General features: G+C 34.1%; 28 protein-coding genes. 10 read left to right on the top strand and 18 right to left on the bottom strand.

What is annotated here, in order from left to right:
- Positions 1-35 precede the first annotated feature (35 nt).
- Both NU08_RS08325 and NU08_RS08330 read left to right on the top strand, forming a co-directional pair.
- On the top strand, positions 36-458 hold the full coding sequence (locus NU08_RS08325) for a hypothetical protein (RefSeq protein ID WP_129746677.1): 423 nt from the start codon (positions 36-38) through the stop codon (positions 456-458).
- Between the two features lie 91 nt (positions 459-549).
- Entirely contained in the window at positions 550-1,038 is a 489-nt protein-coding gene (locus tag NU08_RS08330) for a septal ring lytic transglycosylase RlpA family protein (protein ID WP_129746678.1), read from the top strand.
- 33 nt (positions 1,039-1,071) lie between these two features.
- Here the strand turns inward: NU08_RS08330 and NU08_RS08335 are convergent, their stop codons facing one another.
- On the bottom strand, positions 1,072-1,527 hold the full coding sequence (locus NU08_RS08335) for a DinB family protein (protein WP_129746679.1): 456 nt from the start codon (positions 1,525-1,527) through the stop codon (positions 1,072-1,074).
- Positions 1,528-1,606: 79 nt separating this feature from the next.
- Here NU08_RS08335 and NU08_RS08340 point away from each other — a divergent pair, with 79 nt between their 5' ends.
- From NU08_RS08340 to nadD, 4 genes are all read left to right on the top strand, one after another.
- Positions 1,607-1,954, top strand: coding sequence for an arsenate reductase family protein (locus NU08_RS08340; RefSeq protein ID WP_129746680.1), 348 nt, complete (start codon positions 1,607-1,609; stop codon positions 1,952-1,954).
- Between the two features lie 104 nt (positions 1,955-2,058).
- Positions 2,059-2,919, top strand: coding sequence for a YicC/YloC family endoribonuclease (locus tag NU08_RS08345; RefSeq protein ID WP_008465368.1), 861 nt, complete (start codon positions 2,059-2,061; stop codon positions 2,917-2,919).
- A gap of 68 nt (positions 2,920-2,987) precedes the next feature.
- Positions 2,988-3,560 carry a guanylate kinase gene (gene gmk / locus NU08_RS08350; RefSeq protein ID WP_008465369.1) on the top strand — a complete coding sequence of 191 codons (573 nt, stop codon included), beginning with the start codon at positions 2,988-2,990 and terminating at the stop codon, positions 3,558-3,560.
- Positions 3,561-3,668: 108 nt separating this feature from the next.
- Positions 3,669-4,250 (top strand): nicotinate (nicotinamide) nucleotide adenylyltransferase, encoded by a 582-nt coding sequence (nadD, locus tag NU08_RS08355; RefSeq protein WP_129746681.1) that lies wholly within the window; start codon positions 3,669-3,671, stop codon positions 4,248-4,250.
- Positions 4,251-4,498: 248 nt separating this feature from the next.
- Here the strand turns inward: nadD and NU08_RS08360 are convergent, their stop codons facing one another.
- The 11 genes from NU08_RS08360 to NU08_RS08410 all read right to left on the bottom strand — a co-directional run bounded on the left by NU08_RS08360 (position 4,499) and on the right by NU08_RS08410 (position 12,868).
- On the bottom strand, positions 4,499-5,968 hold the full coding sequence (locus NU08_RS08360; protein WP_129746682.1) for a nicotinate phosphoribosyltransferase: 1,470 nt from the start codon (positions 5,966-5,968) through the stop codon (positions 4,499-4,501).
- A 6-nt stretch (positions 5,969-5,974) separates the two neighbouring features.
- The gene (locus tag NU08_RS08365) at positions 5,975-6,427 is read right to left on the bottom strand and encodes a nucleoside 2-deoxyribosyltransferase domain-containing protein (protein WP_129746683.1); all 453 of its coding nucleotides are present in this window, start codon (positions 6,425-6,427) and stop codon (positions 5,975-5,977) included.
- Between the two features lie 2 nt (positions 6,428-6,429).
- Positions 6,430-7,161, bottom strand: coding sequence for a metallophosphoesterase family protein (locus NU08_RS08370; RefSeq protein ID WP_129746684.1), 732 nt, complete (start codon positions 7,159-7,161; stop codon positions 6,430-6,432).
- Between the two features lie 2 nt (positions 7,162-7,163).
- The gene (locus NU08_RS08375; RefSeq protein WP_129746685.1) at positions 7,164-8,003 is read right to left on the bottom strand and encodes an ADP-ribosylglycohydrolase family protein; all 840 of its coding nucleotides are present in this window, start codon (positions 8,001-8,003) and stop codon (positions 7,164-7,166) included.
- 19 nt (positions 8,004-8,022) lie between these two features.
- Complete coding sequence (locus NU08_RS08380) at positions 8,023-8,571, bottom strand: RNA 2'-phosphotransferase (RefSeq protein ID WP_129746686.1); 549 nt, start codon at positions 8,569-8,571, stop codon at positions 8,023-8,025.
- Positions 8,572-8,604: 33 nt separating this feature from the next.
- Entirely contained in the window at positions 8,605-9,129 is a 525-nt protein-coding gene (locus NU08_RS08385; protein ID WP_129746687.1) for an O-acetyl-ADP-ribose deacetylase, read from the bottom strand.
- Positions 9,130-9,139: 10 nt separating this feature from the next.
- Complete coding sequence (locus NU08_RS08390) at positions 9,140-9,667, bottom strand: NADAR family protein (protein ID WP_129746688.1); 528 nt, start codon at positions 9,665-9,667, stop codon at positions 9,140-9,142.
- A 122-nt stretch (positions 9,668-9,789) separates the two neighbouring features.
- On the bottom strand, positions 9,790-10,623 hold the full coding sequence (gene prs, locus NU08_RS08395) for a ribose-phosphate diphosphokinase (RefSeq protein ID WP_129746689.1): 834 nt from the start codon (positions 10,621-10,623) through the stop codon (positions 9,790-9,792).
- 74 nt (positions 10,624-10,697) lie between these two features.
- Positions 10,698-11,390 carry an NUDIX hydrolase gene (locus NU08_RS08400; RefSeq protein ID WP_119793340.1) on the bottom strand — a complete coding sequence of 231 codons (693 nt, stop codon included), beginning with the start codon at positions 11,388-11,390 and terminating at the stop codon, positions 10,698-10,700.
- 111 nt (positions 11,391-11,501) lie between these two features.
- Entirely contained in the window at positions 11,502-11,858 is a 357-nt protein-coding gene (locus NU08_RS08405) for a PKD domain-containing protein (protein WP_129746690.1), read from the bottom strand.
- A gap of 104 nt (positions 11,859-11,962) precedes the next feature.
- On the bottom strand, positions 11,963-12,868 hold the full coding sequence (locus NU08_RS08410) for a LysR family transcriptional regulator (protein ID WP_129746691.1): 906 nt from the start codon (positions 12,866-12,868) through the stop codon (positions 11,963-11,965).
- A gap of 85 nt (positions 12,869-12,953) precedes the next feature.
- On the opposite strand from NU08_RS08410, the gene NU08_RS08415 reads away from it, so the two are divergent.
- The 3 genes from NU08_RS08415 to NU08_RS08425 all read left to right on the top strand — a co-directional run bounded on the left by NU08_RS08415 (position 12,954) and on the right by NU08_RS08425 (position 16,418).
- The gene (locus NU08_RS08415) at positions 12,954-13,715 is read left to right on the top strand and encodes a type 1 glutamine amidotransferase domain-containing protein (protein ID WP_165352436.1); all 762 of its coding nucleotides are present in this window, start codon (positions 12,954-12,956) and stop codon (positions 13,713-13,715) included.
- 193 nt (positions 13,716-13,908) lie between these two features.
- Positions 13,909-15,066: an iron-containing alcohol dehydrogenase gene (locus NU08_RS08420; RefSeq protein ID WP_129746692.1), complete on the top strand. Its 1,158-nt coding sequence runs from the start codon at positions 13,909-13,911 to the stop codon at positions 15,064-15,066.
- A gap of 356 nt (positions 15,067-15,422) precedes the next feature.
- Positions 15,423-16,418, top strand: coding sequence for an NAD(P)H-dependent glycerol-3-phosphate dehydrogenase (locus NU08_RS08425; RefSeq protein WP_066033327.1), 996 nt, complete (start codon positions 15,423-15,425; stop codon positions 16,416-16,418).
- Between the two features lie 162 nt (positions 16,419-16,580).
- On the opposite strand, the gene NU08_RS08430 is transcribed toward NU08_RS08425, so the two are convergent.
- From NU08_RS08430 to NU08_RS08445, 4 genes are all read right to left on the bottom strand, one after another.
- Positions 16,581-16,988, bottom strand: coding sequence for a hypothetical protein (locus NU08_RS08430; protein ID WP_111365565.1), 408 nt, complete (start codon positions 16,986-16,988; stop codon positions 16,581-16,583).
- Between the two features lie 162 nt (positions 16,989-17,150).
- Positions 17,151-18,170 carry a phenylalanine--tRNA ligase subunit alpha gene (gene pheS / locus NU08_RS08435; protein ID WP_091129601.1) on the bottom strand — a complete coding sequence of 340 codons (1,020 nt, stop codon included), beginning with the start codon at positions 18,168-18,170 and terminating at the stop codon, positions 17,151-17,153.
- 84 nt (positions 18,171-18,254) lie between these two features.
- The gene (locus NU08_RS08440; RefSeq protein ID WP_242502510.1) at positions 18,255-18,704 is read right to left on the bottom strand and encodes a hypothetical protein; all 450 of its coding nucleotides are present in this window, start codon (positions 18,702-18,704) and stop codon (positions 18,255-18,257) included.
- 146 nt (positions 18,705-18,850) lie between these two features.
- Positions 18,851-19,207, bottom strand: a complete 357-nt coding sequence (locus NU08_RS08445; protein ID WP_091494339.1) for a hypothetical protein — start codon at positions 19,205-19,207, stop codon at positions 18,851-18,853.
- Between the two features lie 243 nt (positions 19,208-19,450).
- Between NU08_RS08445 and NU08_RS08450 the strand changes: the two genes are divergently transcribed.
- Positions 19,451-19,996, top strand: a complete 546-nt coding sequence (locus NU08_RS08450) for a CvpA family protein (protein WP_129746694.1) — start codon at positions 19,451-19,453, stop codon at positions 19,994-19,996.
- 249 nt (positions 19,997-20,245) lie between these two features.
- Here NU08_RS08450 and NU08_RS08455 read toward each other — a convergent pair whose 3' ends face one another.
- Both NU08_RS08455 and NU08_RS08460 read right to left on the bottom strand, forming a co-directional pair.
- The gene (locus NU08_RS08455) at positions 20,246-22,642 is read right to left on the bottom strand and encodes a glycosyl hydrolase family 95 catalytic domain-containing protein (RefSeq protein ID WP_129746695.1); all 2,397 of its coding nucleotides are present in this window, start codon (positions 22,640-22,642) and stop codon (positions 20,246-20,248) included.
- A gap of 264 nt (positions 22,643-22,906) precedes the next feature.
- A complete protein-coding gene (locus NU08_RS08460; protein ID WP_129746696.1) occupies positions 22,907-24,853 on the bottom strand; it encodes a sialate O-acetylesterase in 1,947 nt (648 codons plus the stop codon).
- Positions 24,854-24,945: the final 92 nt, after the last annotated feature.

Raw genomic sequence — 24,945 nt, forward strand, 5'->3', positions numbered from 1 at the left:
TTGTTATATTTGTTTTTGAACAAAAAACACCCCTTATGTATAATTTTCTACAAAAATTTCACTCTGGCTGGGCATACTTAGCATTGCTTCTTCTACTAGTAGCTGTTGTTAACGCAATTATCGGAGTAACTTCAAAAAAAGAATTTACAGCTAAAGATCGTAAAATCGCTTTATTTGCTTTAATTGGCACACACACTCAATTATTGATTGGTTTAATCTTATATTTTGTTTCTCCGCTTGGAAAAGCAGCCTTTGGACAAATGTCTAATGCAGAACTAAGATTAACATCATTAGAGCACCCTCTAATTAACATTATTGCTATCATCCTAATCACTATCGGATGGTCTAAACATAAAAAATTAGTTAATAGCGAAGCTAAATTTAAAACCTTTGCTATTTTTTACACATTAGGATTATTGCTTATTTTAAGTAGAATTCCATGGAACCTTTGGTTCTAAAAAATACCAATTAAAAGCCCTTCATCAGGGCTTTTTTTATCTCGGCATATTATTTGTACAAACTCCCCCCAAGTCTGAAAAAAAATAACCCATGAGAAATAAAACAAAAATTTTATTCGCCACAATCGCTTTAACCTTAATTAGCGGCTTTACCTACATGATAAGCCAGACCAAACCTACAACAGAACCTAAAATTATTCAAGATACTGTTAAGAATGTAAAGCCAACAATTATCCCATTGCCGGATTCTGTTTTTACTGACAAAGGTTTAAAACTTAGACCATACAAAAAAAACGCTCATGCCTCCTACTATGCAGATCGTTTTAATGGAAAAAGAACCGCTAACGGAAGCCGATTCAACAACAACAGCTACACAGCAGCTCACAAAAAACTTCCTTTTGGAACTAGAGTAAAAGTAACCAATGAAGCCAATGGCAAATTTGTTATCGTAAAAATTACAGACCGCGGTCCATTTGTAAAAACCCGCGAAATCGATTTGTCTAAAAGAGCTTTTATGGATATTACCAAAAGCAAAGGTGCCGGAGCAATGAAGGTTACCATCGAAACCATAATCGAATAAAAAAAATCCCGCTTAAAGCGGGATTTTTTTTATTTAAACGAATTTTTTTATTGACATTATAACTCCAGTATGAAGCCCTTCATGAAAATTATTAAAATCTAAGGCACCTTGAATATGGCGAAGTGTAAATCCGATACTAGTAGTGTATTCATGATAATTAACAAACAGACCGCTTTCAAAATCATTTTTTGTTTTTTCTAATGTTGTTGAAAGCAATGTTCTAATTTCATCAACCTCAGCTTGAGAAACATCGCTTTCTGGTTTAGTTCCTTTTTTATATTTGTTAACGAAATCTTCAGAAACCATTGTTGGAAGACCCGATAATTTATAGACCAAAACCTGTTGCGAAGAAATACAATGGCCCATATTCCAAATAATATTATTGCTGAACCCATCTGGAATTTTGTTTAATTGTTCTAATGAATGACTATCTAAGATTTTCAATAGAACTTCTCTAATTGTTTTTTGTACATCAAAAACTGAACTCATAATTTTATTTTTTTTCTAAAATTAGTCATTTTTAAGTTTTAAATGGATTTTCTTTGCATTCTAACAAATCCATAAAAAAATGAACAAAATATATTATTTATCATCTTGTGATACCTGCAGAAAAATCATCAAAAGTTTACCTGAAAACAATTTAGTTTTTCAAGATATTAAACAAGATCCAATTACAGAACAACAATTGGAAGAAATGCACAAACTAGCAGGAAGTTACGAAGCATTATTTAGCAAAAAAGCACAGTTATACAAGTCAATGGGACTTAAAGACCAAGCTTTAACAGAAGCGGATTTTAAAAAATACATTCTGGAACATTACACTTTCTTAAGTCGTCCAGTTTTTATTATTGATGGCAAAATATACATTGGCAACAGCCAAAAAAATGTAGCCGAAGTGATAAATGCTCTGAGTTAAAAAGCTATTTTTTTTCTTGTTAAACCGAAAACTGCTACTGAACACTAATTTCCAACTAAATAGAGCAAACTTTTATTTATCTTTGCGCCTTTATACTCAATTATATGATACAATCTATGACAGGGTTTGGCAAAGCTTCTTTGCAATTGCCTACAAAAAAAATTACCGTTGAAGTAAAATCCCTAAACAGTAAAGGTTTAGATTTGAATGTAAGAATGCCATCGGTTTACCGTGAATTGGAACTTGGTTTACGAACTCTCATTTCGACCAAACTGGAAAGAGGTAAAATCGATTTTGCAATTTATGTAGAAAGCACTGCAGAACAGACTTCAACCAAAGTAAATGTACCTGTTGTAAAAAATTACATCGCACAATTAAAAGAAGTAAATCCCGATGCTGACGAAACTGAATTAATGAAAATGGCCGTGCGTATGCCAGATACATTAAAAACAGAACGCGAAGAAATTGATGAAAATGATTGGGAGCAAATTCAGGTAATTATTGACGAAGCACTTCAAAACATCTTAAATTTCAGAAAAGATGAAGGAGAAGCACTTGAAAAAGAATTCAATTTCCGAATTGGAAACATTCGCCAATATATGAACGATACATTAGCACTTGATCCAGAGCGTATACAAGCTATAAAAGATCGTTTGCAAACTGCAATTTCAGAATTGCAAGTTAATGTTGACGAAAATCGTTTTGAGCAGGAATTAATCTATTATTTAGAAAAATTAGATATTACAGAAGAAAAAGTACGTTTAGGAAATCATTTAGATTACTTCTTGGAAACTTTAAATGGTTCTGAAGCTAACGGAAGAAAACTTGGTTTTATCACTCAGGAAATGGGTCGTGAAATTAATACTATGGGTTCTAAATCTAATCATGCTCAAATGCAGAAATTGGTCGTGATGATGAAAGATGAATTAGAGAAAATCAAGGAGCAAGTATTGAATGTTCTGTAAAAGCCATAAGCTAAAAACAAAATCAATTAAAGCCCAAGGCCTTCTGCCTAAAGCTTAAAGCATACACAATGAACAAAGGAAAATTAATTGTTTTTTCGGCACCCTCAGGCTCAGGAAAAACAACTATCGTAAAACATTTATTAGGACAAGAAGATTTAAATCTTGAATTTTCGATTTCGGCAGCATCGCGTGCACCACGCGGTGAAGAAGTACACGGAAAGGATTATTATTTCATTTCGCTAGAAGAATTCAAAAAGCACATTAAAGCTGAGGATTTCTTAGAATGGGAAGAAGTTTACCGCGACAACTTCTATGGCACTTTAAAATCGGAGATTGAAAGAATCTGGGCTTTGGGAAAAAATGTCATTTTTGATATTGACGTGGTTGGCGGTCTTCGCATTAAACATAAATTCCCAGAAGAAACTTTAGCTGTATTTGTTAAACCTCCTAGTGTTGACGAATTAAAACGCCGATTAAAACAACGTTCTACAGAAAGTGAAGACAAAATTAATATGCGTATTGCAAAAGCTTCAGTTGAATTGGCAACTGCTCCTCAATTTGATACAATTATTAAAAACTACGATTTAGATACTGCTAAAGAAGAAGCATATCAATTAGTGAAAGAGTTCGTAAATAAGTAATTTTATTACGCAAAGATTCACAAAGACAAACACGGAGATTCGCAAAAGGTTTTTTAAACTTTGCGAATCTTTGTGCTATCTTAGCGACTCTCTGCGAAACTATAAAAAATGAAAATAGGTCTTTACTTCGGAACATATAATCCTATACATGTTGGTCATTTGATCATTGCCAATCATATGGCTGAGTTTGCCGATTTAGATCAGATCTGGATGGTTGTTACGCCACATAATCCGTTAAAAAAGAAAGCGACTTTATTAGACGATCAGCAACGACTTCAAATGGTTTATTTGGCAACAGAAGATTATCCAAAAATAAAACCATCGGATATTGAATTTAAATTGCCTCAGCCAAGCTATACAGTGATTACACTCGCTCATTTACAAGAGAAATATCCAAATCATGAATTTTCTTTAATTATGGGCGAAGACAATTTGAAAACGCTTCACAAATGGAGAAATTATGAAGTGATTCTTGAAAATCATGATATTTATGTATATCCGAGAATTTCTGACGAACCTGAAAATGTCGAATTAAAATCGCATCCCAAAATTCATATAATTGATGCCCCAATTGTAGAAATTTCTTCTACTTTTATCAGAAACAGCATTAAAGAAGGCAAAAATATTCAGCCTTTGCTACCGCCAAAGGTTTGGGAATATATTGATCATAATAATTTTTATAAGAAATAAAGAATTTAAAAATTTGAATTGCCTCCAGTTTTAACTGGAGTTTTTTTGTTATTCTCAAAAGAATAATCCTACATAATCTTGTCATTTCGACGAAGGAGAAATCTTCGCAAGTAGCTCCATATAGTAAAACGCCAATCTTTGTAGAGTTTCTTGCGAAGATTTCTCCTTCGTCGAAATGACAAATAGAAGGCAAAAAACTCAAATCATAAAAAAAGCCTGAATTTTAAATTCAGGCTTTCGTTTTATAATTAAGCTTCGATACTCACTTCACTTTTTACTCTCGTTCTGATTTCACTCAGTGATTGATCAACTAAAAGTTTTCCGTCTCTAAAAACTTCTTTCAATTCACCTTGTTTTTCTTCTTCCCAAGAAACATTATCCGTTAAATGATACTTACCGTCGATTAAATCAATTTTCATTAATCCTTTAGCAGATTTTTTGGTTCCGTCATCTGTAATCGGATCTTTGAAGATCGCTCTTCCCTCTCCGTTTACTTCTCCGTAAGTTGCTTTCATTGCAAATCCGAAAGTATCCCTGGTATTGTATTGATACGTGAAAGATCCAATTCCTAGAACAACATTTGTAGAAGCAAATCCTTTTTCTTTTAATCTTTCGCAGATTTGAGTCGCTCTTGCTACTGTAATACTATCTCCATAAATCGCTCCGATTTGCGGAACCAATTCTTTGAACCCTTTAGCATTTGTTGTACCGCCAAATACATCCCAAAGCAATTCGATAACTCCTTTTTTCTCCTGCTCAGTTTTTCCGTTCGGATTTCCGCAGATAATATCAACTGGATCACCACTATCAGGACGAATTACTACTTTGCCTTCTCTTGAAACAATATCTTCTCTCAATCTTGGCAAATAATCCGTTAAAACTTTCCATAAATCCCAAGTGTCAGAAACGATAGAAACAATTCCTTTTGGATACACTTCTGTGATTAATCTTTTGAAAGTTTCATACTCGCCTTCTGTCGTTCCCATACACATTACAGAATGTTCTGTTGCCGCTACTGAACCTGCCACTAATTCTTGATCTGAATTGGCTTTGTAATATTCTTCTAAGAAATCAATCGCTGGAATCGTATCAGAACCTGTGAAGCTCAACAAGTGTCCAGATGCAGAAGTTAAAGCCGCTTCAATTCCGCCCATTCCCCTCATTGAGAAATCGTGTGCCTGCCAATCTACAAATTCTGGAACAGATGAAGTCTGATCTGCATATTTATCCAAAACCTTTCTATACTCTTTTGCAATTGTAGCAGAGTTGCAAGGAAGCCAGATCACTGCAGAAAGCAAAGTTTCGAAATAATTCGTCAGCCAGAAAAATTCTGGAATTGTATTATACATCGTAAACATTGGCACTCTCAATGGCACGCTTGCGCCTTCTGGCAAAGCTTTGAAGACCATCGGAATATATCCTAAATCGTGTAAATCTTCAATGTGCTTAGTTCCAACTTGATTATCACCCAAATAATTATTGATTCTGCGAGCATATTTTGCAACAACTTCTTCTTTTGATTTTTTAAAGAAATACTCTTCAAAATCATGAATAATATATTTTTTGATAAAATACTGTAGTCCGAAAAACACAACCTCATCAACTTCTTCTAATCTAGATTTTCTTGGCGTCCAGTTAGAATATACTAATGTTGTTCCGTTTGGATATTGTCTTCTGTGGTCAACTTTGTAACCATCGGTTAATAATAGTGGGTTCATATATTTTTATTTTAATAAATTTTGAATTAGTTCATCCAATGTTTTAAACTGTTCTACTGAATATCTCTCACATACAATATCGATGTTTCCTTTTCTCCAAAAATTTTCCTCTACAACTACTTTCATTTTATTAGTTTGAGCATAAAGTCCAAATTCTAGTAACGATATGTGTGACATTGTATTCTCTGCAAAAAACATAATAATTATATCTGCTTTTTCTAATGCATTAAGTTCCCAATTGACTTGCTCTTTAAAATTAGGATTTTCTATGGTTTGTGACCAGCTGCTATCCCATTCATTTCTTCTTGGATTAAAAACAACAAATTGATCTTGCAGTAATTCTTCGCATTTTTTCTGCCAATCAACCGCTTTATCCATCTCTATAGAACCTGCTAAGAAAATGGTTTTTAAATCAATTTGCAAGGGAATTTCTTCTGGTGCTTTATAAATTTTCTTCATGACTATTTATTTCTTCCTTTTTCATTTGGATAAAATGTTTGCACAACATCACTTTGCCAAAAGACTTTGGTTTCAATATCCAGACAAGTTAATTTTCCATAAAAACCTGCTCCAGTATCAATATTCCAAACATTGCATCCTTGCATCGGAATTTCGACATCATAATGAAGTGTTGGTGTGTGACCGATATAAATTTCATTAAAAAGCAATAATCGTTTTGGATATGAAAGTGAATCTTTTTGAATTCTTTTGTCCATGGTCAGAGCCATTTCCCAAAGCGTTCTGTCCCACGAATAATTGGTTTTGTAATGTTCTTTTTCTGGACCATGCATAGATGAAAAACCAGCGTGGATGAACAAATTGTTGTTTTCGTCTACAAAGTAATCTTTCATTCTGTTGAAGAATTCGAGATGCTTTTCTTTATCGGAAGAGTCAATTTCCTTATAACTTTCTATTGTTGATTTTCCTCCATGCAAAAACCAAATATCATTTATGATATCATTTTCTAACCATTCCTGACACCAGGCATCATGATTTCCTTTTATAAAAACACATTCCTGTTTTTGAGATAAATCAATAAGAAAATCAATCAATTGTTTAGATTCGCTCCAGCCATCAACATAATCTCCCAAAAAAATAAATCGATCATTTTCTGAAAAATCTGCTCTTTCCAATAGCTGAATTAATGCTTTTAATCCGCCATGAATATCTCCAAAAACTAAGGTTCTTTTCATGATTAACTAAACTTGTTATTCAGTGCTAAATCCAGTTTTATGAGAAAATCTTTTCCGAATTTATCATTTTCCAATTCTTCATATAGAAACGATGGTAATGTCTTCTCACAATTTTGCTTCTGACTTAAAATTGCCATAGACAATGCTGCAACGGTATCAGTATCTCCGCCGTAACCAATTCCTGTTTTTAGGCAATCTTTCATAGAAACAGCTTCGGAAACCATTTTAATTACAGCTTGCGTAGTTGGATATCCATGCATATCGATTGGAGAAGTAATTCTATAATTTTCACTTTCTTTTAAAGTCTCATTCAGAAAATCTATCAGAGTAAGTCCATCACCCAGATTATATTTAAAATAATGAACAGCCAATGCTATACGTTTAGCACAGCTTATTCCTTCAACTGTATTATGGGAAGTTTTCGCCTGAATCTCACAGAACTCAAGTATTTGTTTGATGTTTTTTAAATGTCCAATTGAATACGCTCGCATCGCAGAACCATTACCGCTACTTCCGTTATCAATTATTTTGATAAAATCTGAACCATTTTTACTGGCATCCAAAGCATTGTAAACTCGATCTGAATAACCGCGTCTTTTATCTCTGTGAAATACTTCAACAAACTTATCTGCTACTTTTATTTCGTTCCAATTATCATCTTCAAGCAGCAATTCCGAAATCGCAATTGCCATTTGAGTATCATCAGTATATTTTTTATAAATCTCTGTATACATTCCGTGTTTATCATACTGAGTTAAATTATTGTTTTTAGAAATAAAATCTAAATCCCTAAACTCAAAACCCGCACCGTATGCATCGCCTATTGCTGCTTCTAAAATCATGATTGTTGTGTTTGATTATTTAAGATTTAAATTCGATATACTTTGGCGGAACTTCATCTGTCAGCCAGACATTATTTTCAGACAAATAAAATTTGAATCCATCTCTATGCATCGCACCGCTTCTAACCGTTAGAATCTGCGGAACTCCTCTTCTGCTTCCTACTTTGGTTGCCGTTTCTTTGTCTTTAGAAAGATGCACATGCTGACGGCTCATTTTCTTCAAACCTTCTTTCTGAATGTTTTCCATGAATTTTCCAACGGTTCCGTGATACAGATATTCTAAAGGTTCTGTTTCTGTTAAATTCAATTCAACCGAAATCGAATGTCCCTGACTTGCACGAATTTTGGTTTTATCTTCATTGTAAGCAAAACGCTTTTTATCGTTATTTTCTACGACGTAATCTAAAAGTTCGGCGTCGAGACGATTCCCTTTTTTAGTACATTTTTCTATTAATTCATTGACATCTGCCCAACCGTTTTCGTCTAATTTTAATCCGATTTTTTCTGGCGAATGTCTGAGCACCAGGCTTAAAAACTTGCTGACGCTCTTTGCTATATTTTCATTCATAATTAATATTTTTTTTCTACCGATGAAATGTTCCTACGGAATATCTTCGATCTGCAAAAGACTTTTGTAAATCTTGTAATTTTCATCATCGAAACAGACAAATATTACTTTTTGTATTTCATCTGATTTATCAAAATCTTTTATGGTTTTTACAGCAATTTCTGCTGCTTTATCTTTTGGAAAATGATAAATTCCAGTACTGATATTTGGAAAAGCAATGGATTTAATTCCGTTTCGAACAGCAAGATTCAAGCTATTTTTATAACAATCCGCTAGTAATTTAGATTTCTCTTCTTTATCACTATTCCAAACTGGTCCGACTGTATGAATAACATATTTTGAAGGTAGATTTCCTGCTGTCGTTATAACCGCTTCGCCTGTTTTACATCCGCCTTGCTTATTACGAATCTGAATACATGCTTCTAAAATTGCCTTTCCTCCTTTTCTGTGAATCGCTCCATCAACTCCACCTCCACCCAATAAAGAAGTATTGGCCGCATTGACAATTGCATCAACCTCAATTTCTGTTATATCTGCTTTTAGAAGTTCTATTTTCATTTCTCAAAATTTATCTCAATTCATCCCTAACTTCCATCAAAGCAAAACCTAAAAGATTCAATCCTTTCCAAGCTTTCGGATTAAGAACATCTTTGTGGTCACTTGCCATTCCGATTCCCCAAATTGGATCTACGGGGCTTGCCTCAACAATAACTCGTTCTTTCGTGTTTAGTAAGAAAGTTTTTAAATCAGCATTTTGGCTGAATTTGTGATAGTTTCCTTGTTTTACAATTTCATATCGGTTTTCTAACCAAACTTTGTCATCATAATTTCTCACTTCACGACCTAGTTTCTTAGCTACTGCGGGAGAATCTGCTTCAAGGATTTTATCTAAAATTTCCTGATCTTGAAACAATTCAGCTTTTTTTGCCATCATCCAATGTTCGGCTGTTTTGTAAGTCACACCAGCAACTTCAAAAGAACTTAACCACCATTGGCTAAAGCAAGTTTTAGTAACCGTTCCGTCTTTACTTGGCTGATGTCCCCAGAAAAATAAAAATTTACTTTCTGGAGCTATGTTATCTATGTTGTATTTCATTTTTTCTGTTTTTTGTTTCAAGTTTAAAGTTTCAGGTTTTTCGCTCAACTTGAAACAGTTAGCATTTTTTTCGTTTCAGATTTACGTTACACAGAGAACTTGAAACCTGAAACTTGAAACATTTAAACTAATTGATCCAATCCAATTACCTTAACGCTTTCACCTTCAAAATCTTTAAAAGAGTTTGTGGTAAAAATTCCGTCGAAACAGTTTAAAACTTCAAAACCTTTATTGAAGATTCCGTGGCTTACGGCTAAGTATAATTTTCCGGCATTTTTCTTTTTTAATTCTTCTGCTAATCCTACGAAAGTTCCTCCTCCATCGCAGATATCGTCTACAATTAAACAATCCATTCCTTGTAAATCATCTTCGTAAACTTTAAAACCAGATAGTTTTCCAGTTTTTACATCACGGCTTTTACTGCATTCTACAACCTCAACACCACCTAAAAACTCAGATACTTTGTAGATTTTTTTCAAAGCGCCTCCGTCTGGAGATATTAGTTTTACATCATTTCCGATATTTTCTAAAACTGCTTTTATAAAAGTATAATTCGGAATTACAGTGCTATTATTCAACAAAGCAGGAGTTACTTCTGAATGCGCATCAAAAACAAAAACTTTGTTCAATTGCATCGCATTAATAATATCAGCATATACTTTTACAGACAACGGTTCGCCTGGAATCATAACACGATCTTGTCTTGCAGCTGGAAAATACGGAATAAAAAGATCGATAATCTTAACATCCATTCTACGTAACGCATCGATGGTAACGCACAATAAACCTAAATCATTGAATGAATTCAATCTATGTGTAACGGTTACTTTTCTATTAGCATCAAAATCTGGCGCAATTTTAATGTGTGGCTCACCTCCAGAAAATGTAAAACTTTGAAATTTGATTTCTTCCTGATTTTGAAATGGAGCGAATTTTGGGTCGAGATTTAGTATCATAGCTTTTTAGTTTGCGTTAATTATACGCAAATGTAGAATTTAATTTTGAATAAACAATTTATTTTGTGTAAAAATTACGCAAACTTTATTTCGAAGTGAAATCCTTTTTGAATTAACTCATTATATTTCAACTTATTGAACTTAAAAAGTTTTGCTGGACGGCCTGTTTTAATGGGTGAAAATTTTTCAGTTTCTTCTAAAATACCATAGCTCAGTATTTTTTTTCTGAAATTGCGACGGTCGATTTCTTTTTCTAAAATGGTGCAGTAAAGATTTTCAAGATCTGAAAACAAGAATTCTTCTGGAAGTAAATCGAAACCAATTGGTTCATATGTCAATTTGGCTTTAAGCCTTTCTATTCCTTTTTTTAAGATTAAATTATGGTCAAAGGCTAAAGGCGGAATTTCATCTATTTTAAACCATTGCACTCTTTCGGCATCTGTATCTGCTTTAATTTCTAAATTCGAAGCATCTACTAAAGCGTAATACGCTACTGAAATAACTCGGTTTCTAGAATCTCTGTAGATATCATCTCCAAAAGTGTACAATTGTTCCATAAAAGTGAGTTGTACATTGGTTTCTTCGTGCAATTCGCGAATGACAGCATCGCTTAAAGATTCATCATTCTGAACCAAACCTCCTGGCAAAGCCCAGTATTTTTCTGAAGTGCCAAACTGCTGTTCGATCAACAATGCATATAAACCGTTGTTTTTATATCCGAAAACAATTGCATCTACGGCAATTCTAATATTTTGCAATTTTTCCATAATCCTAAATCATATCAAACAAATATAACGAATGAGAGCCAATTTTATAATCTAATGCAAAAGCTTAAATTATAAAATTGGCTCTCAAATATGATCTCTTATTTTGTTTTTCTAATTTACCGTAACAGTTCGTTTTGGAATAGATGTACATTCTTGACCATCTTTTTTAACTGTAACTTCAGCTTTAGCTTCATACGTTCCAGCCGCAGCATAAGTATGTGTTACCACCGCACCAGTTCCTGTCGTCCCGTCTCCAAATGTCCATTTTACAGAAACCAAAGTTCCGGTTCCGTCATATGTCACTGAGTAATTCATCAATTTAGGATTAGTGGCATCAGTAGAATTATGCATTTTCACGTAAAGTGATTCTGCAAGACAATCAATAATTACTTCATCATCGTGTTTACTGCAAGAATTGATTCCAAAAAACACCATCGAAAACATCAAAATAGCCGCAATCTTTTTCATAATCGGAAATTTTTAGTGGTTTATATATATCAAAAATATCCTTTTTAAAAGACATTATCAAACTGAAATACAAGAATTTTCATCTATTTCACATTTAGCTATTTCTATAATCTATTCCCAAAAAACAGTTTCAGTTCTTTCTCGATAATATCAAAAAATGACTTTACGTTATTATTTTTTGGAGCTAATAAATACACAAACTCTTCTGGCACGTGAAAACTATTCCAAACTAGTTGCAATTTATTTTCTTTAATATAATTTCTAGCATTACAATTCCAAGTGGCTGCGATTCCTTCATTTTTAGCTAAAAGCCTCAACATTTCAGACTCTGAAGGGATAATGTAATTGGGAACCATCGACGGTCTTTTTTTATTGAAGGCATGCAGCCAGAATAATTTTATATGCGGAATTCTCGCATCGTGACTGTACCATTTCTGCGCATTCAGCCATTGTTCAATTTCGGTGTAATTATCTGCTTTTAACCTTTGGCGAAACTCTGTTATATCTAAACTTGTTGGAGCAACCAATATCAATTTAATTTTTCCAACAATTTCGTAAGTCGTATCAAAAGTGTCAAATCTTTTGGTTGTAATAGCAAAATCAAGTTTTTTAGCATCTACTAAAGCAAAAAGTTCATCGTTTTCTGCAAAAGTAAAATCGATTAAATCGAATTTTGAAATTAAGAGATTGCCAACACAGTCAAAAAGATGCTTCGAGATTCCAACAGAAATCAATCGATTAGCATCTTCGGCTTTAGCCCTGAAACTGGTTTCGACACTTTCGAGCCTGTCAAGAGCGTCTATAATCAAATTATTCAGTAACTTAGCATATTCGGTTGGTTCAACACCTTTTGATTTCCGGTTAAATAATCTATTTCCGACGTGCGCCTCAAGCATTGAAATCTGCTGACTAACCGCAGGCTGACTCATAAATAATTCCTTCGCAGCCACTGAAAAATTACCGTTTTTGTAAACTGCCTTAAAAGTTCTGTACCATTCTAGATTTACCATGACATAAATTTATTTATAACAAACATAGTTTATTTTATTTTTACTGATATCACTTTCGCCGTAAATTTGTTCAAAATTTAATATTATGAAGAAAATAGCACTATTCGCAATAACTGCATTTACATCTGTAAGCATTTCAGCTGAAGCTCAAAAATCAAACAAGAAGAGTATGAAAAAAGTATTATTTGTTGTAACCAGCAATGATAAACTGGGCAATACAGGAGAAAAAACAGGATTCTGGTCAGAAGAATTTGCTGCACCATATTATGAATTATTAGATCAGGGAGTAGAAATCGCAATCGCTTCTCCGCTTGGAGGCCAGCCGCCGATTGATCCAAAAAGTGCCGATCCAGCTTCGGCAACTGAAGACACAAAACGTTTTGATGCCGATAAAGTTTTACAGGAAAAATTAAAACACACTCTAAAACTTTCAACGGTTAATCAAAAAGATTACGATGCTGTTTTTTATCCAGGAGGCCATGGTCCACTTTGGGATTTGGTGCAAGACCATAATTCAATCGCTTTAATTGAATCTTTTTACACACACAATAAACCAGTAGCATTTGTATGTCACGCTCCTGCAGTTTTGAAAAATGTAAAAGTAAATGGAGAATACTTAGTAAAAGGTAAAAAAATAACCGGATTTACTAATGCCGAAGAAGAAGCAGTTGGTTTAACAAAAGTAGTTCCGTTTTTATTGGAAGATGCTTTAGCTTCAAACGGCGGAATTTTTTCTAAAGGACCAAACTGGCAACCTTATGCTGTTGAAGACGGACTTTTAATTACAGGTCAAAATCCAGCGTCATCAAAACTCGTAGCCGATAAATTATTAAAGAAATTGAATTAAAAGGTACTATCCCGATAGCTATCGGGACTGAGTTGCTAAGGGACTAAGTTTTCCTTTAGCAACTTAGACTTTATTAAATAATTAAAAGAATAAAATTAACTCGATGCTAAAATTCCAAGAGCAATAGGTAAAAAAACTTAGAGCCTCAGTCCCGATAACTATCGGGATAGCATCTTAGAACCTTAAAAAAAATATGTTAAACTTCGAATTATACAATCCGACAAACTTAGTTTTCGGGAAAGGGCAAATTGAAAAACTTTCAACTTTAGTTCCAAAAAATGCAAAAATTCTTTTGGCTTACGGCGGTGGAAGCATTTTTAAAAATGGAATCTACGATCAGGTGATTGCTAACTTAAAAGGTTTTGAAATTGTAGAATTTGGCGGAATTGAGCCAAATCCGAGATTTGAAACTCTGATGAAAGCCGTTGGTGTAATCAAAGCAGAAAAAATCGATTTTATTTTGGCTGTTGGTGGTGGATCTGTAATTGATGGCGTTAAATTTATTTCGGGCGCTGTTAATTTTGAAGGAAATCCAATTGACATTCTTCAAAAAAGAATTTTAATTAAAGAAAATGCAATGCCATTCGGAACTGTTTTAACGCTACCTGCAACAGGAAGCGAAATGAATTCTGGATATGTGGTAACGATTGAAGCAACTCAAGAAAAATTATCTTCTGGCGGAAGCGCTTTATTTCCACAATTCTCTATTTGTGACCCGACTGTGATTTCTTCTTTACCAAAAAGACAAATCGAAAATGGTGTTGTAGATGCTTACACACACGTAATGGAGCAATATTTAACCTATCCAACAGATGCTTTTCTTCAGGACAGAATTGCTGAAGGAATTCTACAGACTTTAATTGAAGTTGGTCCAGGAGTAGTTAAAAATCCAACCGATTATACTTTGGCTTCTAATTTTATGTGGAGCTGTACGATGGCATTAAACGGATTAATCCAGAAAGGTGTTCCAAGCGATTGGGCAACGCATATGATTGGTCACGAATTGACAGCACTTTACGAAATTGATCATGCTAGAACTTTGGCGATAATTGGACCAAGTTTGTACCATGTAATGTTTGAAACTAAAAAAGCAAAATTAGCACAATACGGAAGAAGAATCTTCAACTTAACAGGTTCTGATGAAGAAGTAGCCAAAGAAGCCATCAACAAAACGGTTGAATTTTTCCATACAATGGGAATGGACACTAAACTTTCTCAATACACAGAAGACTATTCCAATACAGCAGACTTTATCGTAAAACGTTTTGATGAAAGAGGCTGGAAAGGTTTAGGAGAAAATCAATTGGTAACTTTAGACAAAGTAAAATCAATTGTTGAACTTTCTTATTAATGAAATTCCAATTTGAAAATTCCAAATTCCAAATCTTTTGAGATTACCCAATTGGAACTTGGAATTTTAGAATTGAGATTTAAATAAAAAAGGCGTTCTTAACAAGTTTAGGAACGCCTTTTTAAAATACTAAAACAAAACTAACTAACTCAATTTTTTTTAAATTCATTAAAATTCTAATTTATAAACTTTTATAACGATACTGTTTTGATTTTATTGTATTGCATTGCAAAAAAATATTTTAGGCTAAAACCTCTTGAAAGTCATTGTAATTAAAGGGCTTTTTTAAATTTCTTAAAGCAGATTTTGCTTTATTAGCACATTATTAAGTACTTTTGTTTCAAATTAATAAAATAATGAGCGAAAAGTTAAAATTTGCAGTAATTGGAGGAGGAAGTTGGGCAACGGCAATTGCCAAAATGTTATGTGTGAATCTTTCGGAAATTGCGTGGTATATGCGTAATGAATCTGCGATTGAACATCTTCAGAAATACAAACACAATCCTAACTATTTAAGTTCTGTTGAATTTGACACCAACAAACTTAAACTGACAAGCAATATAAATGAAGCGATTGAATATGCAGATTATATCATTTTTGCCATTCCATCAGCTTTCTTAGATGCCGAATTAAAAAATATGACGGTTTCTCTAGCCGATAAAATCATTTTTTCTGCTATTAAAGGTATCGTTCCAGAAACGAGTTTAATCGTCGGCGAACATTTCCACATTCAATACGACATTCCTTATTACAACATTGGAGTTATTACAGGACCTTGCCACGCAGAGGAAGTTGCCTTAGAAAGACTTTCTTACTTAACAATTGCGTGCGGTGATCCAGAAAAAGCTTGTATTGTGGCAAAATCACTTTCAGGAAATTACATTAAAGCTAAAATTTCAGACGATATTATCGGAACTGAATACGCTGCAATGCTAAAAAACATTTATTCTATTGCTGCCGGAATTGCCCACGGTTTAGGTTATGGCGATAACTTCCAGTCGGTTTTAATGAGTAATGCGATTCGCGAAATGAAGAAATTCATTAGAAAAGTGCATAAAATGAAACGTAACATTAACGATTCGGCTTATCTAGGCGATTTATTGGTTACAGGATATTCTGTTTTCTCAAGAAATAGAATGTTCGGAAATATGATCGGAAAAGGTTATACCGTAAAAAGTGCCATGATGGAAATGAGTATGGTTGCCGAAGGTTATTATGCAACAAAAAGTGCTTATAAACTAAATCAAGGCTACGGTGCCAAAACGCCAATTATCGATGCTGTTTATGCTGTTCTTTACGAAGGAAAAGATGCTAAAACGGTTTTCAAGAAATTGACTGAGTCTTTGGATTAGATTTTTAGTGAGAGACAAGTGAAAAGAAACAAGAAGCAAGAGTAAAGACTTTTGTTTGATATAAAAAAAGAGCCAAACTGAATTTCAGTCTTGGCTCTTTCTCTTTTATTCTATTTAAGTCTCAATATAGTCTTTTCTCTTGCTTCTTGCTTCTTTAAAACTCTACTTCACCATAATCCCTTCAACAAACAAAATCGGCACTTCTTCCGTATTGTTTTCGTCAAGCGAATTGGCTTTAAAAATGAACTTCTTATCGTACAAAGTATTTCCGATGAAGAAAGTTACCATGAATTCGTTATTTAGCGCTAAAAGGCTCTTTTCTACCAATTCTATCTTTACCACAGAAACTGAAGGAACCTCAACAAATGCATGACGCAGGATCGAAGTTTTTTTCATTTCTCCATCAATAGTTCCAAATGCTTTTGAAACGACCATAACGCTGTCTAAGTTAAAATCACTGTCATTAACCAAGTATGCGTACCACACTTTTTCCATAAAATCGTCACTCCATTCCTGCACTGCGGCAAGAAACACGTTTTCTACTTCTGGAATTATTATATCTTTTTTCATCTATTAAATTTTAAAAACCTTTGTCAAAGCCTAAAGCTTCAACAAAGGTTTGTTTATTGTAAAGGTAATTTATAACGTAAAGCCCTAGCCCTGATGGAAGCGGCATCCTTTTGTTTTTTTCTTTAAAAAACAAAAGATACAGCGGACAGCAGGAAACAGCTCCTAAATATTAGCTTTAAATTGCTCTAAGAAACGAACATCATTTTCGTAGAACATACGAATATCTCCAATTTGGTATAAAAGCATTGCAATACGCTCTACTCCCATTCCGAAAGCAAATCCGTTGTATTCATCTGGATTGATATCACAGTTTTTTAGAACGTTTGGATCTACCATTCCGCAACCTCCAATTTCTAACCAGCCTGTTCCTTTTGTGATACGGTAATCGGTTTCTGTTTTTAGTCCCCAATAAATATCAATTTCGGCACTTGGCTCTGTAAATGGGAAATATGATGGACGAAGACGAATCTTAGATTTTCCGAACATTTCTTTTGTGAAATAAAGTAATGTCTGCTTCAAATCAGCGAAAGAAACATCTTTGTCAATATATAATCCTTCCACTTGATGGAAAATACAGTGTGAACGAGATGAAATTGCTTCGTTACGGAAAACGCGTCCTGGAGAAATCGTACGGATTGGCGGTTTATGATTTTCCATATAACGCACCTGAACAGATGATGTATGCGTACGCAACAACACATCAGGATTCGTCTGAATGAAAAACGTATCTTGCATATCACGCGCTGGGTGATATTCTGGCAAGTTCAATGCTGTAAAGTTATGCCAGTCGTCTTCGATTTCTGGACCTTCAGAAACGTTGAATCCGATATTAGCAAAAATATCTATAATCTGATTTTTAACGATAGAAATTGGGTGGCGCGAACCAATAATTACTGGTTCTGCAGCACGCGTTAAATCTCCAAAAACTCCTTTAGACTCTTCTTTGCTTTCAAGCTCTTCCTGAATCTGCTTTACTTTTTCTTCAGCAACCGCTTTTAAAGTATTGATTACTTGTCCGAAATCTTTTTTCTGGTCGTTTGGAATATTTTTAAATTCAGTAAAAAGTTCTTTAAGCAAACCTTTACTTCCTAAATATTTAATACGGAATTGTTCTAACGATTCTTTATTTTTCTCATTAAAGGCTTTAGCTTCCTCTATGTGCTGTTTTATCTTATCTATCATTTTCCTTCGATAATTGAGAGTACAAATTTAGTGTTTTTAGTTGAAAGTGTGCGGTCTCAGTCGCAGTTTTAGATTTTCTGCAAATTATTTTATCAGATTTAACTTTTCTTCAACTTGTTTAATCTTTAGATGCCAATAATCTAAACCTTCCTGATTGGTTACTGTTTCCTTTCTAAAATTCGAAGAAATTCGATTTAATTCATGCCAGTTTTTATTCGAATCCCTTTCTTTTTCCTGTTTTGTAGCAGGTTCAACTCTGGTGCGCCAAAAATCCATATTTTTAAAATAGGTCTTTTTTATGCCTTCAAAATATTCAATTAATTTTTCTTTTGAATTCGGAATATACCCTGGTCCGCTGCAACCGCAAGAGTGAAATGTAATACCAACAGTAAACAAACTTTTGATATGCTCCCACTTTTTGACATCGTCTTTTTTAGGCGATTCAAAATCAAGCCCCATATTGGCCATTAATTCTCCACATTGCGGACATTTGGCTTCAAAAACTGATGCTTCTCCTTTTTTTATATCCACCATCAATCTTCTTTTAAAAGTCTTTCGACAATTAAAACAAGCATAATGAGGTTTATAGGATGTCATTGCGTATCTGCACATTTTATTTAGTTTTCAGTATTCAGTCGCAGTCGCAGTCCAAATTGCAAACTGAGACTGTAAACTGGACTCTACTCAATAAGTTTTCTTTCCAAAAAATAATTTACAATTGCTTCTTTCATTAAAACAGATTGTTCACCCGCTTTTAACGGTGGCAATTGCTCTTTTATTTTGTAGTGTGGCCAGCCTTCGCTATCAAAAAAATCAAATTCGTAATAACCATAAGGTTCTAACAATCTGCAAATGGCAATATGCATTAGATTTAATTTTTCGTCTTTCTTAAATTGACGATGCACTTTTCCGAGTTCCTGAACTCCAATTAGGTAAATTATGGCATCCAAATCTAAGTCTTCACCTTGCGAAAACTGATTTGAAAGCATATCGACGAGCTTTTCCCATCGCTCTTTTAACTGTATATCTCTAGACATTTAATTTATGATTTTTGATTGTAGATTTTAGATTACTGATGTAAAAAAACAATTCTGAGGGGGCAGAATCGCAATCTAACTCTAAATTTTGAATTGCAAAGATACAGAGTTCAATACATTGCACCTAAAAAAATAAACACATACCAAAAGAGCACTACAAAAAACCTCTGAACCTTTGCCTCTCTGCGCCTTTGAACCTTAAAAAAAACATATCTTTGCGCCTTTATTAAACACCCGTAAATCATGAGTTTTTTTGATATTATTGTAGCCACACTTTTAGGATACAGTCTGTATAAAGGCATTAAAAACGGACTTTTTGTAGAAGTTGTCTCTTTTATTTCCCTATTATTGGGAATTTATCTTGCCATTAAATTTTCTTCATTAATGACAGGAATGATTTCAAAACACGTTTCTTGGAATCCAACCAATATTCAAATTACAGCTTTTATTTTGACTTTTATTCTGGTCGTTATTGGCGTTTATTTCTTAGCGAAAATTTTAACCGGAATTGCCGATTTTGCCATGTTAGGCTGGATGAACAAACTCGGAGGCGGTTTTTTCAGGGTTTTAAAAACTATTCTGATTCTGAGTATTTTTATCGCTCTTTTTGAAAAAATCAATTTCAATAATACATTCGCTAAAAAAGAAACTTTAGATAATTTTATTTTTTATAATCCTGTCAAAAAAGTGGCTGCTTTTGTTTATCCGTCCATTGAAAAATGGTACGAGACTTTTAAAAAGGAACATTCTGAGAAACCAGAAGAAGAAAAAGAACAGACAGAGAATTAATAGCTAGATCGTTTAGAATTAAACCCGACAGGTTTTTGAAACCTGTCGGGTTTGTTATTAAAAGCTTCAGAGAAGCTAAATATTTATAGAAATTAAATCACGCAAATGTAAAAAAGCTCCAGCGGAGCGACATATAAGATTGCGAAAAACTATATGTCGCTCCGCTGGAGCTCTATATTGTAAATGTCTATTTTTCTATAAATTTTTCGCTTCTCCGAAGCTTACCTAACTATAATTAAAATATTGTTTTTAAATATTGATTTCTATGCTTTCTCCTTTCTTCAAAACAATTTCTTTTTTATAATCACCTAAAACTAAAGTTGTTTTTCCTCCTGTTTTAGAAGAGATTACAGCGTGTGTTATATTTTTATTATTCCAATTCATTTCGATTTCAAAACCTCCTCTCGCACAAATTCCTTTTACAGAACCCTCTGACCACGCATCTGGCAAAGCAGGAAGTAATCTAATTTCATTTTCATCAGACTGAACTAACATTTCGGCAACGGCAGCTGCACCACCAAAATTACCATCAATTTGAAACGGCGGATGCGCGTCAAATAAATTCGGATACGTTCCTCCGCCTCTTCTTGGTTTTTCCGTTTTCTTTCCGTCAGGATCTACGTAACGTAATAATTCACGATACATTTTATATGCACGATTTCCATCCCAAAGTCTGGCCCAGAGATTAATTCTCCAGCCTTTTGACCAGCCAGTGGTTTCGTCGCCTTTTATTTCTAAAGTTTTCTTAGAAGCTTCGGCAAGTTCAGGCGTTTTTAAAGGCGTAATATGATCGCCCGGAAAAAGTCCGAATAAATGCGATTGATGACGATGTTTCGGATCATTATCTTCCCAATCAAAATACCATTCCTGCAGATTTCCTTTTTTTCCAATTTGATATGGATGCAGTTTTGAAAGTGCTGTTTCTAATTTATTTCTGAAATCAGCATCAGTATTCAGCACTTTTGAAGCTTTAATCGTTTTATCAAAACATTCGCGAATCATAGCCAAATCAGCAGTTCCGCCATATAATGTTGCGCCCACAAATCCGTCAGTCAATTTATATTGATTTTCTGGAGAAGTTGATGGTGAAGTAATTAAACTTCCGTTTTTATCGGTTATCAACCAGCCTAAACAAAATTCGGCCGCGCCTTTCATTAACGGATAACCTTCTTTTTTCAAATAGGATAAATCTTGTGTAAAAGTATAATGTTCCCAAATATGAGTGCTCAGCCAAGCTTGTGCCATTGGCCAGCAAGCCCACATTGGATCTTCTTTTCCAAATTGTCCAACCGGATTGGTCATTGCCCAAATATCAGAATTGTGCGCCGCAGCCCAGCCTTTATCTACTCCGTAAAAAGTTTTGGCAGTAACTTTTCCTGTTACCGAAAGGTTTTTAATGAAACTCAAAAGGGACGAATGCATTTCAGAAAGATTGGTATTTTCTGCCAGCCAGTAATTTTCTTCCAGATTGATATTCATCGTATAATTACTGCTCCAAGGCGGATTCACATACGGATTCCAAAGTCCTTGCAAATTGGCTGGAACGCCCAAAGTTCTTGATGAACTGATTAATAAATATCGTCCGAAATTGAAATATAAAATTTCTAGATTTTTATCTTCTTTTCCGTCCGCATAACGCAATAAACGTTCGTCTGTTGGCAAATCTGGAGCGGTTGTTTTTCCTAAATCTAAATTGACGCGATTGAAGAATTTTTGATAATCGACAATGTGAGATTCTTTTAATTTATCGAATGCTTTTGCGTAAGCATTATTCAAATTCTGCAAAGCAATTGAAACGTCATCTAAACCTTCTGACGCTGGATTTTTGTCGAAACCATTAAAACTGGTTGCAACAGAAACAAAAATTATAGCTTCAGTTGCATCTGTTAAAGTCAACGATTCTCTTGAACTCGTGATCTTCCCGTCGGTTTTTTTGATTTGTACTAAACCTGTAAATCTTGTACCTCTTTCTTTTAAACTTAAATATTTTTGAGGAACATTATATCCAGCATTTTCATGAATTGGAGCAGAACCTCTCAACACCAAAATATTATTTCGTACTTCAACATTAGATTGTAAAAGACTTTTTAAATTAATATCAAAATTCAAAGCTCCTTTTTGATCGGCGGTTAATTTGATAATCATGATCTTATCTGGAGCTGAAACAAAATATTCTCGGGTATATTTAATACCCGCCATTTCGTAACTTACTTTAGAAATGGCATTCGAAAGATCCAATTCACGATGGTAGTTTACTGCTTTTCCTTTTTCTGAATTATTGATTTCTAATGTTCCTAAAGGCGCATAAGATTCGGAATTTTTACCCTGAACTTTTTTATTGAGTTCTTCGGCCAGTTTGTAGTTTTCTTTTTGTAAAGCTTCACGAATTGCGGGAATGTTTTTATAAGCTTCCGGACTCATATTCGCATTTACGGGTTCACCCGACCAAAGCGTAATATCGTTCAGATAAATTTTATCTGAATTGGCGCCTCCAAAAACGGTCGCTCCCATTTTTCCGTTTCCTAAAACCAAGCTTTCTTCAAAGAATTCTGCGGGTTGTTTGTACCATAAAACATTTTTGGATTGCGCCGAAATATTTGTGTAACAAGACGTGAGAAGTAAGATGAAAAATATTTTTTTTATCATATTGTGTTATCTTATATCCTAACAGGTTTCCAAAACCTGTTAGGTATTTATTGAATTCTAAAACTAATAAAAAATCTATGTGATACCTAACAGGTTTTGGAAACCTGTTAGGATAAAAACCTATAATCAATCAGATGTTCCTACGGAACATTATTATGGGACGCTTATTTTTTATCAACGGATTTCATCCGTTGCTACCGATGAAATGTTCCTAACGGAACATCTATTGTTACGTTTTATTGGCTCTTTACTAAGAACTAATAACTATTTACTCACTTTATATTTCTCATTCGCCGTAATCATTTCCCAATTATCAGTTCTAAATGGCGATGCAGGAAATTTCTCTTTATTGAAAAGATTAATTGCCGTATCATCATCTGCCCAGCCGTAATGTACTGCTACAGGATTTTGAACTTTATCGCTTGAAACGATTATTTTGTTGTCTTTTATGATTGCTTTCGCGGAATGAAAAACTTTGTCTGAACCAGCGATTTCAAAACCTTTTAATTCATCGTTATTTGGCGTTGATAAGCCGCTGCCGATGTTATCGAAAGTGAGAATAATTTGATTTCCTTTTATTTGCTGAGATTTATAAGTTGGTCCGCTGTAAACTTGTTTTTTGCCGTAAATATTATTCATGGCGATCGCGGCCAGACGCAAACCAATGTCTTGTTTGTTGGTTGGGTGAATGTCTTTCGCATTTCCAATATCGGTTGTCACGGCCATTCCGGTGTTTGGCAATTTTAAAGTTTCAGATTGTGCTTCGCGAAGTTCTGCCCAACGGCTTCCTTTTTGGCTGTTTCCTCCAAATTCATCAAAAGTGGACAATTGAACGAAGTAAAAAGGAAAATTTCCTTGGTTGAATTTTGTTCTCCAATCAGTAATCATTAATGGAAATGACTTTTTATATTCTTCCGCTCTCCAAACATTCGCTTCTCCTTGATACCATAAAACGCCCTGAATTCCATAAGGAACCAACGGATTTACCATCGCATTGTACAATAATGACGGATAACTGTTTGGTGATAAAGCTGTTTTTACAACAATAACTCTGAATTTCCATTTTCCGTCAAGCGGAATAATTTTACTTCCTATTGTTAATTTCAAATCTTGAGATTCTCCATAGATACCACCGCCGCCGCTGTTATCGACAATTCTAACAGCAATTACATTTTTCCCTTCTTTTAATACATTTTCGGGTATCTGATAAATACGTCTCGCATCCCATTGTGTATTTCGGCCCACTTCGATTCCGTTTACATATGTAATATCTTCGTCGTCGATTTTTGCTAAACTTAATGTAGCTTTATTTTTAATGTCTTCCGCCGAAAGTGTAATGGTTTTTCGCATCCAAACTACACCATCTAAATCGCCAAGCGGCTGATTTTCCCATAGACTTGGCGTGTTTAATTCGTCCCAAGAATTATCATTAAAAGAAAGTTCTTTAAATGATTTCTCATTGTCATTGCTAACGGGAATTCCCTGAATTTTTTCGACTCTTTCTTTCATTCTTCTGGCATATAGTTTTGAAATAGAGTCAACATTCAAACTCGGAACATCGGCAATCATGTTTTTGAATTCATTGCTTTTTTCGAAAGCTTCGCGGCTTGTCCAGGTTTCTACATTCGTTCCGCCCCAAGAAGTATTGATGATTCCGATTGGGATTTTTAATTCTGAATATAATTTTCTGGCAAAATAATACCCAACTGCTGTAAAGTTCCCAACATTTTCTTTGTTAGCCACTTCCCATTTTCCTTGTTTTAAATCGTCTTTTGGAGTTCCGCTTAAATCTTGTACGACACCAAAATGACGAATCATTGGATAATCTGCACTACTGATTTCTTTTTCGGAATTCATGGTTTTGAAAACCTGAAATTCCATATTCGATTGTCCGCTGCAAATCCAAACTTCTCCAACCAAAACATTTTTGATGGTGATTTTATTTTTTCCGATAATGACTAATTCGAAAGGTCCGCCAGCTTTTTCAGCATTTAAATTTACCGTCCATTTTCCGTTTTTATCGGCTGTTGTTTTCTTAATTTGTTTGTTGAAATGAACTTCTACAGTTTCATTCGCATCAGCAAAACCCCAAATCGGAATTTGCTTGTCTCTTTGGAGCACCATTCCGTCAGAGAATATTAAAGGCATTCTCACATTAGCATTAGCTAAAACACTAATTAACAGCAAAATAAATATTACACTCTTTTTCATTTTTTTAATTTAAATATTTTTTGAACCATATAAGTGATATAAGTAAAATTAAGTACATCTCTAAGTAAAAACTTAAAATATCTTATATCACT

The sequence above is a fragment of the Flavobacterium anhuiense genome (assembly GCF_004151235.1).
Lineage (GTDB): Bacteria > Bacteroidota > Bacteroidia > Flavobacteriales > Flavobacteriaceae > Flavobacterium > Flavobacterium anhuiense_A.

Bases quoted from the DNA above. Each gene is read 5' to 3' on its own strand.
- NU08_RS08330 (WP_129746678.1), top strand. From the start codon at position 550: ATGAGAAATAAAACAAAAATTTTATTCGCCACAATCGCTTTAACCTTA.
- NU08_RS08375 (WP_129746685.1), bottom strand. From the start codon at position 8,003: ATGATTTTAGAAGCAGCAATAGGCGATGCATACGGTGCGGGTTTTGAG.
- NU08_RS08325 (WP_129746677.1), top strand. From the start codon at position 36: ATGTATAATTTTCTACAAAAATTTCACTCTGGCTGGGCATACTTAGCA.
- NU08_RS08450 (WP_129746694.1), top strand. From the start codon at position 19,451: ATGAGTTTTTTTGATATTATTGTAGCCACACTTTTAGGATACAGTCTG.
- NU08_RS08445 (WP_091494339.1), bottom strand. From the start codon at position 19,207: ATGTCTAGAGATATACAGTTAAAAGAGCGATGGGAAAAGCTCGTCGAT.
- NU08_RS08365 (WP_129746683.1), bottom strand. From the start codon at position 6,427: ATGAAGAAAATTTATAAAGCACCAGAAGAAATTCCCTTGCAAATTGAT.
- NU08_RS08440 (WP_242502510.1), bottom strand. From the start codon at position 18,704: ATGGTGGATATAAAAAAAGGAGAAGCATCAGTTTTTGAAGCCAAATGT.
- NU08_RS08380 (WP_129746686.1), bottom strand. From the start codon at position 8,571: ATGAATGAAAATATAGCAAAGAGCGTCAGCAAGTTTTTAAGCCTGGTG.
- NU08_RS08335 (WP_129746679.1), bottom strand. From the start codon at position 1,527: ATGAGTTCAGTTTTTGATGTACAAAAAACAATTAGAGAAGTTCTATTG.
- NU08_RS08420 (WP_129746692.1), top strand. From the start codon at position 13,909: ATGTTAAACTTCGAATTATACAATCCGACAAACTTAGTTTTCGGGAAA.
- NU08_RS08405 (WP_129746690.1), bottom strand. From the start codon at position 11,858: ATGAAAAAGATTGCGGCTATTTTGATGTTTTCGATGGTGTTTTTTGGA.
- NU08_RS08345 (WP_008465368.1), top strand. From the start codon at position 2,059: ATGATACAATCTATGACAGGGTTTGGCAAAGCTTCTTTGCAATTGCCT.
- nadD (WP_129746681.1), top strand. From the start codon at position 3,669: ATGAAAATAGGTCTTTACTTCGGAACATATAATCCTATACATGTTGGT.
- NU08_RS08410 (WP_129746691.1), bottom strand. From the start codon at position 12,868: ATGGTAAATCTAGAATGGTACAGAACTTTTAAGGCAGTTTACAAAAAC.
- NU08_RS08390 (WP_129746688.1), bottom strand. From the start codon at position 9,667: ATGAAATACAACATAGATAACATAGCTCCAGAAAGTAAATTTTTATTT.
- NU08_RS08360 (WP_129746682.1), bottom strand. From the start codon at position 5,968: ATGAACCCACTATTATTAACCGATGGTTACAAAGTTGACCACAGAAGA.
- NU08_RS08370 (WP_129746684.1), bottom strand. From the start codon at position 7,161: ATGAAAAGAACCTTAGTTTTTGGAGATATTCATGGCGGATTAAAAGCA.
- NU08_RS08415 (WP_165352436.1), top strand. From the start codon at position 12,954: ATGAAGAAAATAGCACTATTCGCAATAACTGCATTTACATCTGTAAGC.
- NU08_RS08340 (WP_129746680.1), top strand. From the start codon at position 1,607: ATGAACAAAATATATTATTTATCATCTTGTGATACCTGCAGAAAAATC.
- prs (WP_129746689.1), bottom strand. From the start codon at position 10,623: ATGATACTAAATCTCGACCCAAAATTCGCTCCATTTCAAAATCAGGAA.
- NU08_RS08460 (WP_129746696.1), bottom strand. From the start codon at position 24,853: ATGAAAAAGAGTGTAATATTTATTTTGCTGTTAATTAGTGTTTTAGCT.
- gmk (WP_008465369.1), top strand. From the start codon at position 2,988: ATGAACAAAGGAAAATTAATTGTTTTTTCGGCACCCTCAGGCTCAGGA.
- NU08_RS08400 (WP_119793340.1), bottom strand. From the start codon at position 11,390: ATGGAAAAATTGCAAAATATTAGAATTGCCGTAGATGCAATTGTTTTC.
- NU08_RS08385 (WP_129746687.1), bottom strand. From the start codon at position 9,129: ATGAAAATAGAACTTCTAAAAGCAGATATAACAGAAATTGAGGTTGAT.
- NU08_RS08430 (WP_111365565.1), bottom strand. From the start codon at position 16,988: ATGAAAAAAGATATAATAATTCCAGAAGTAGAAAACGTGTTTCTTGCC.
- pheS (WP_091129601.1), bottom strand. From the start codon at position 18,170: ATGATAGATAAGATAAAACAGCACATAGAGGAAGCTAAAGCCTTTAAT.
- NU08_RS08455 (WP_129746695.1), bottom strand. From the start codon at position 22,642: ATGATAAAAAAAATATTTTTCATCTTACTTCTCACGTCTTGTTACACA.
- NU08_RS08425 (WP_066033327.1), top strand. From the start codon at position 15,423: ATGAGCGAAAAGTTAAAATTTGCAGTAATTGGAGGAGGAAGTTGGGCA.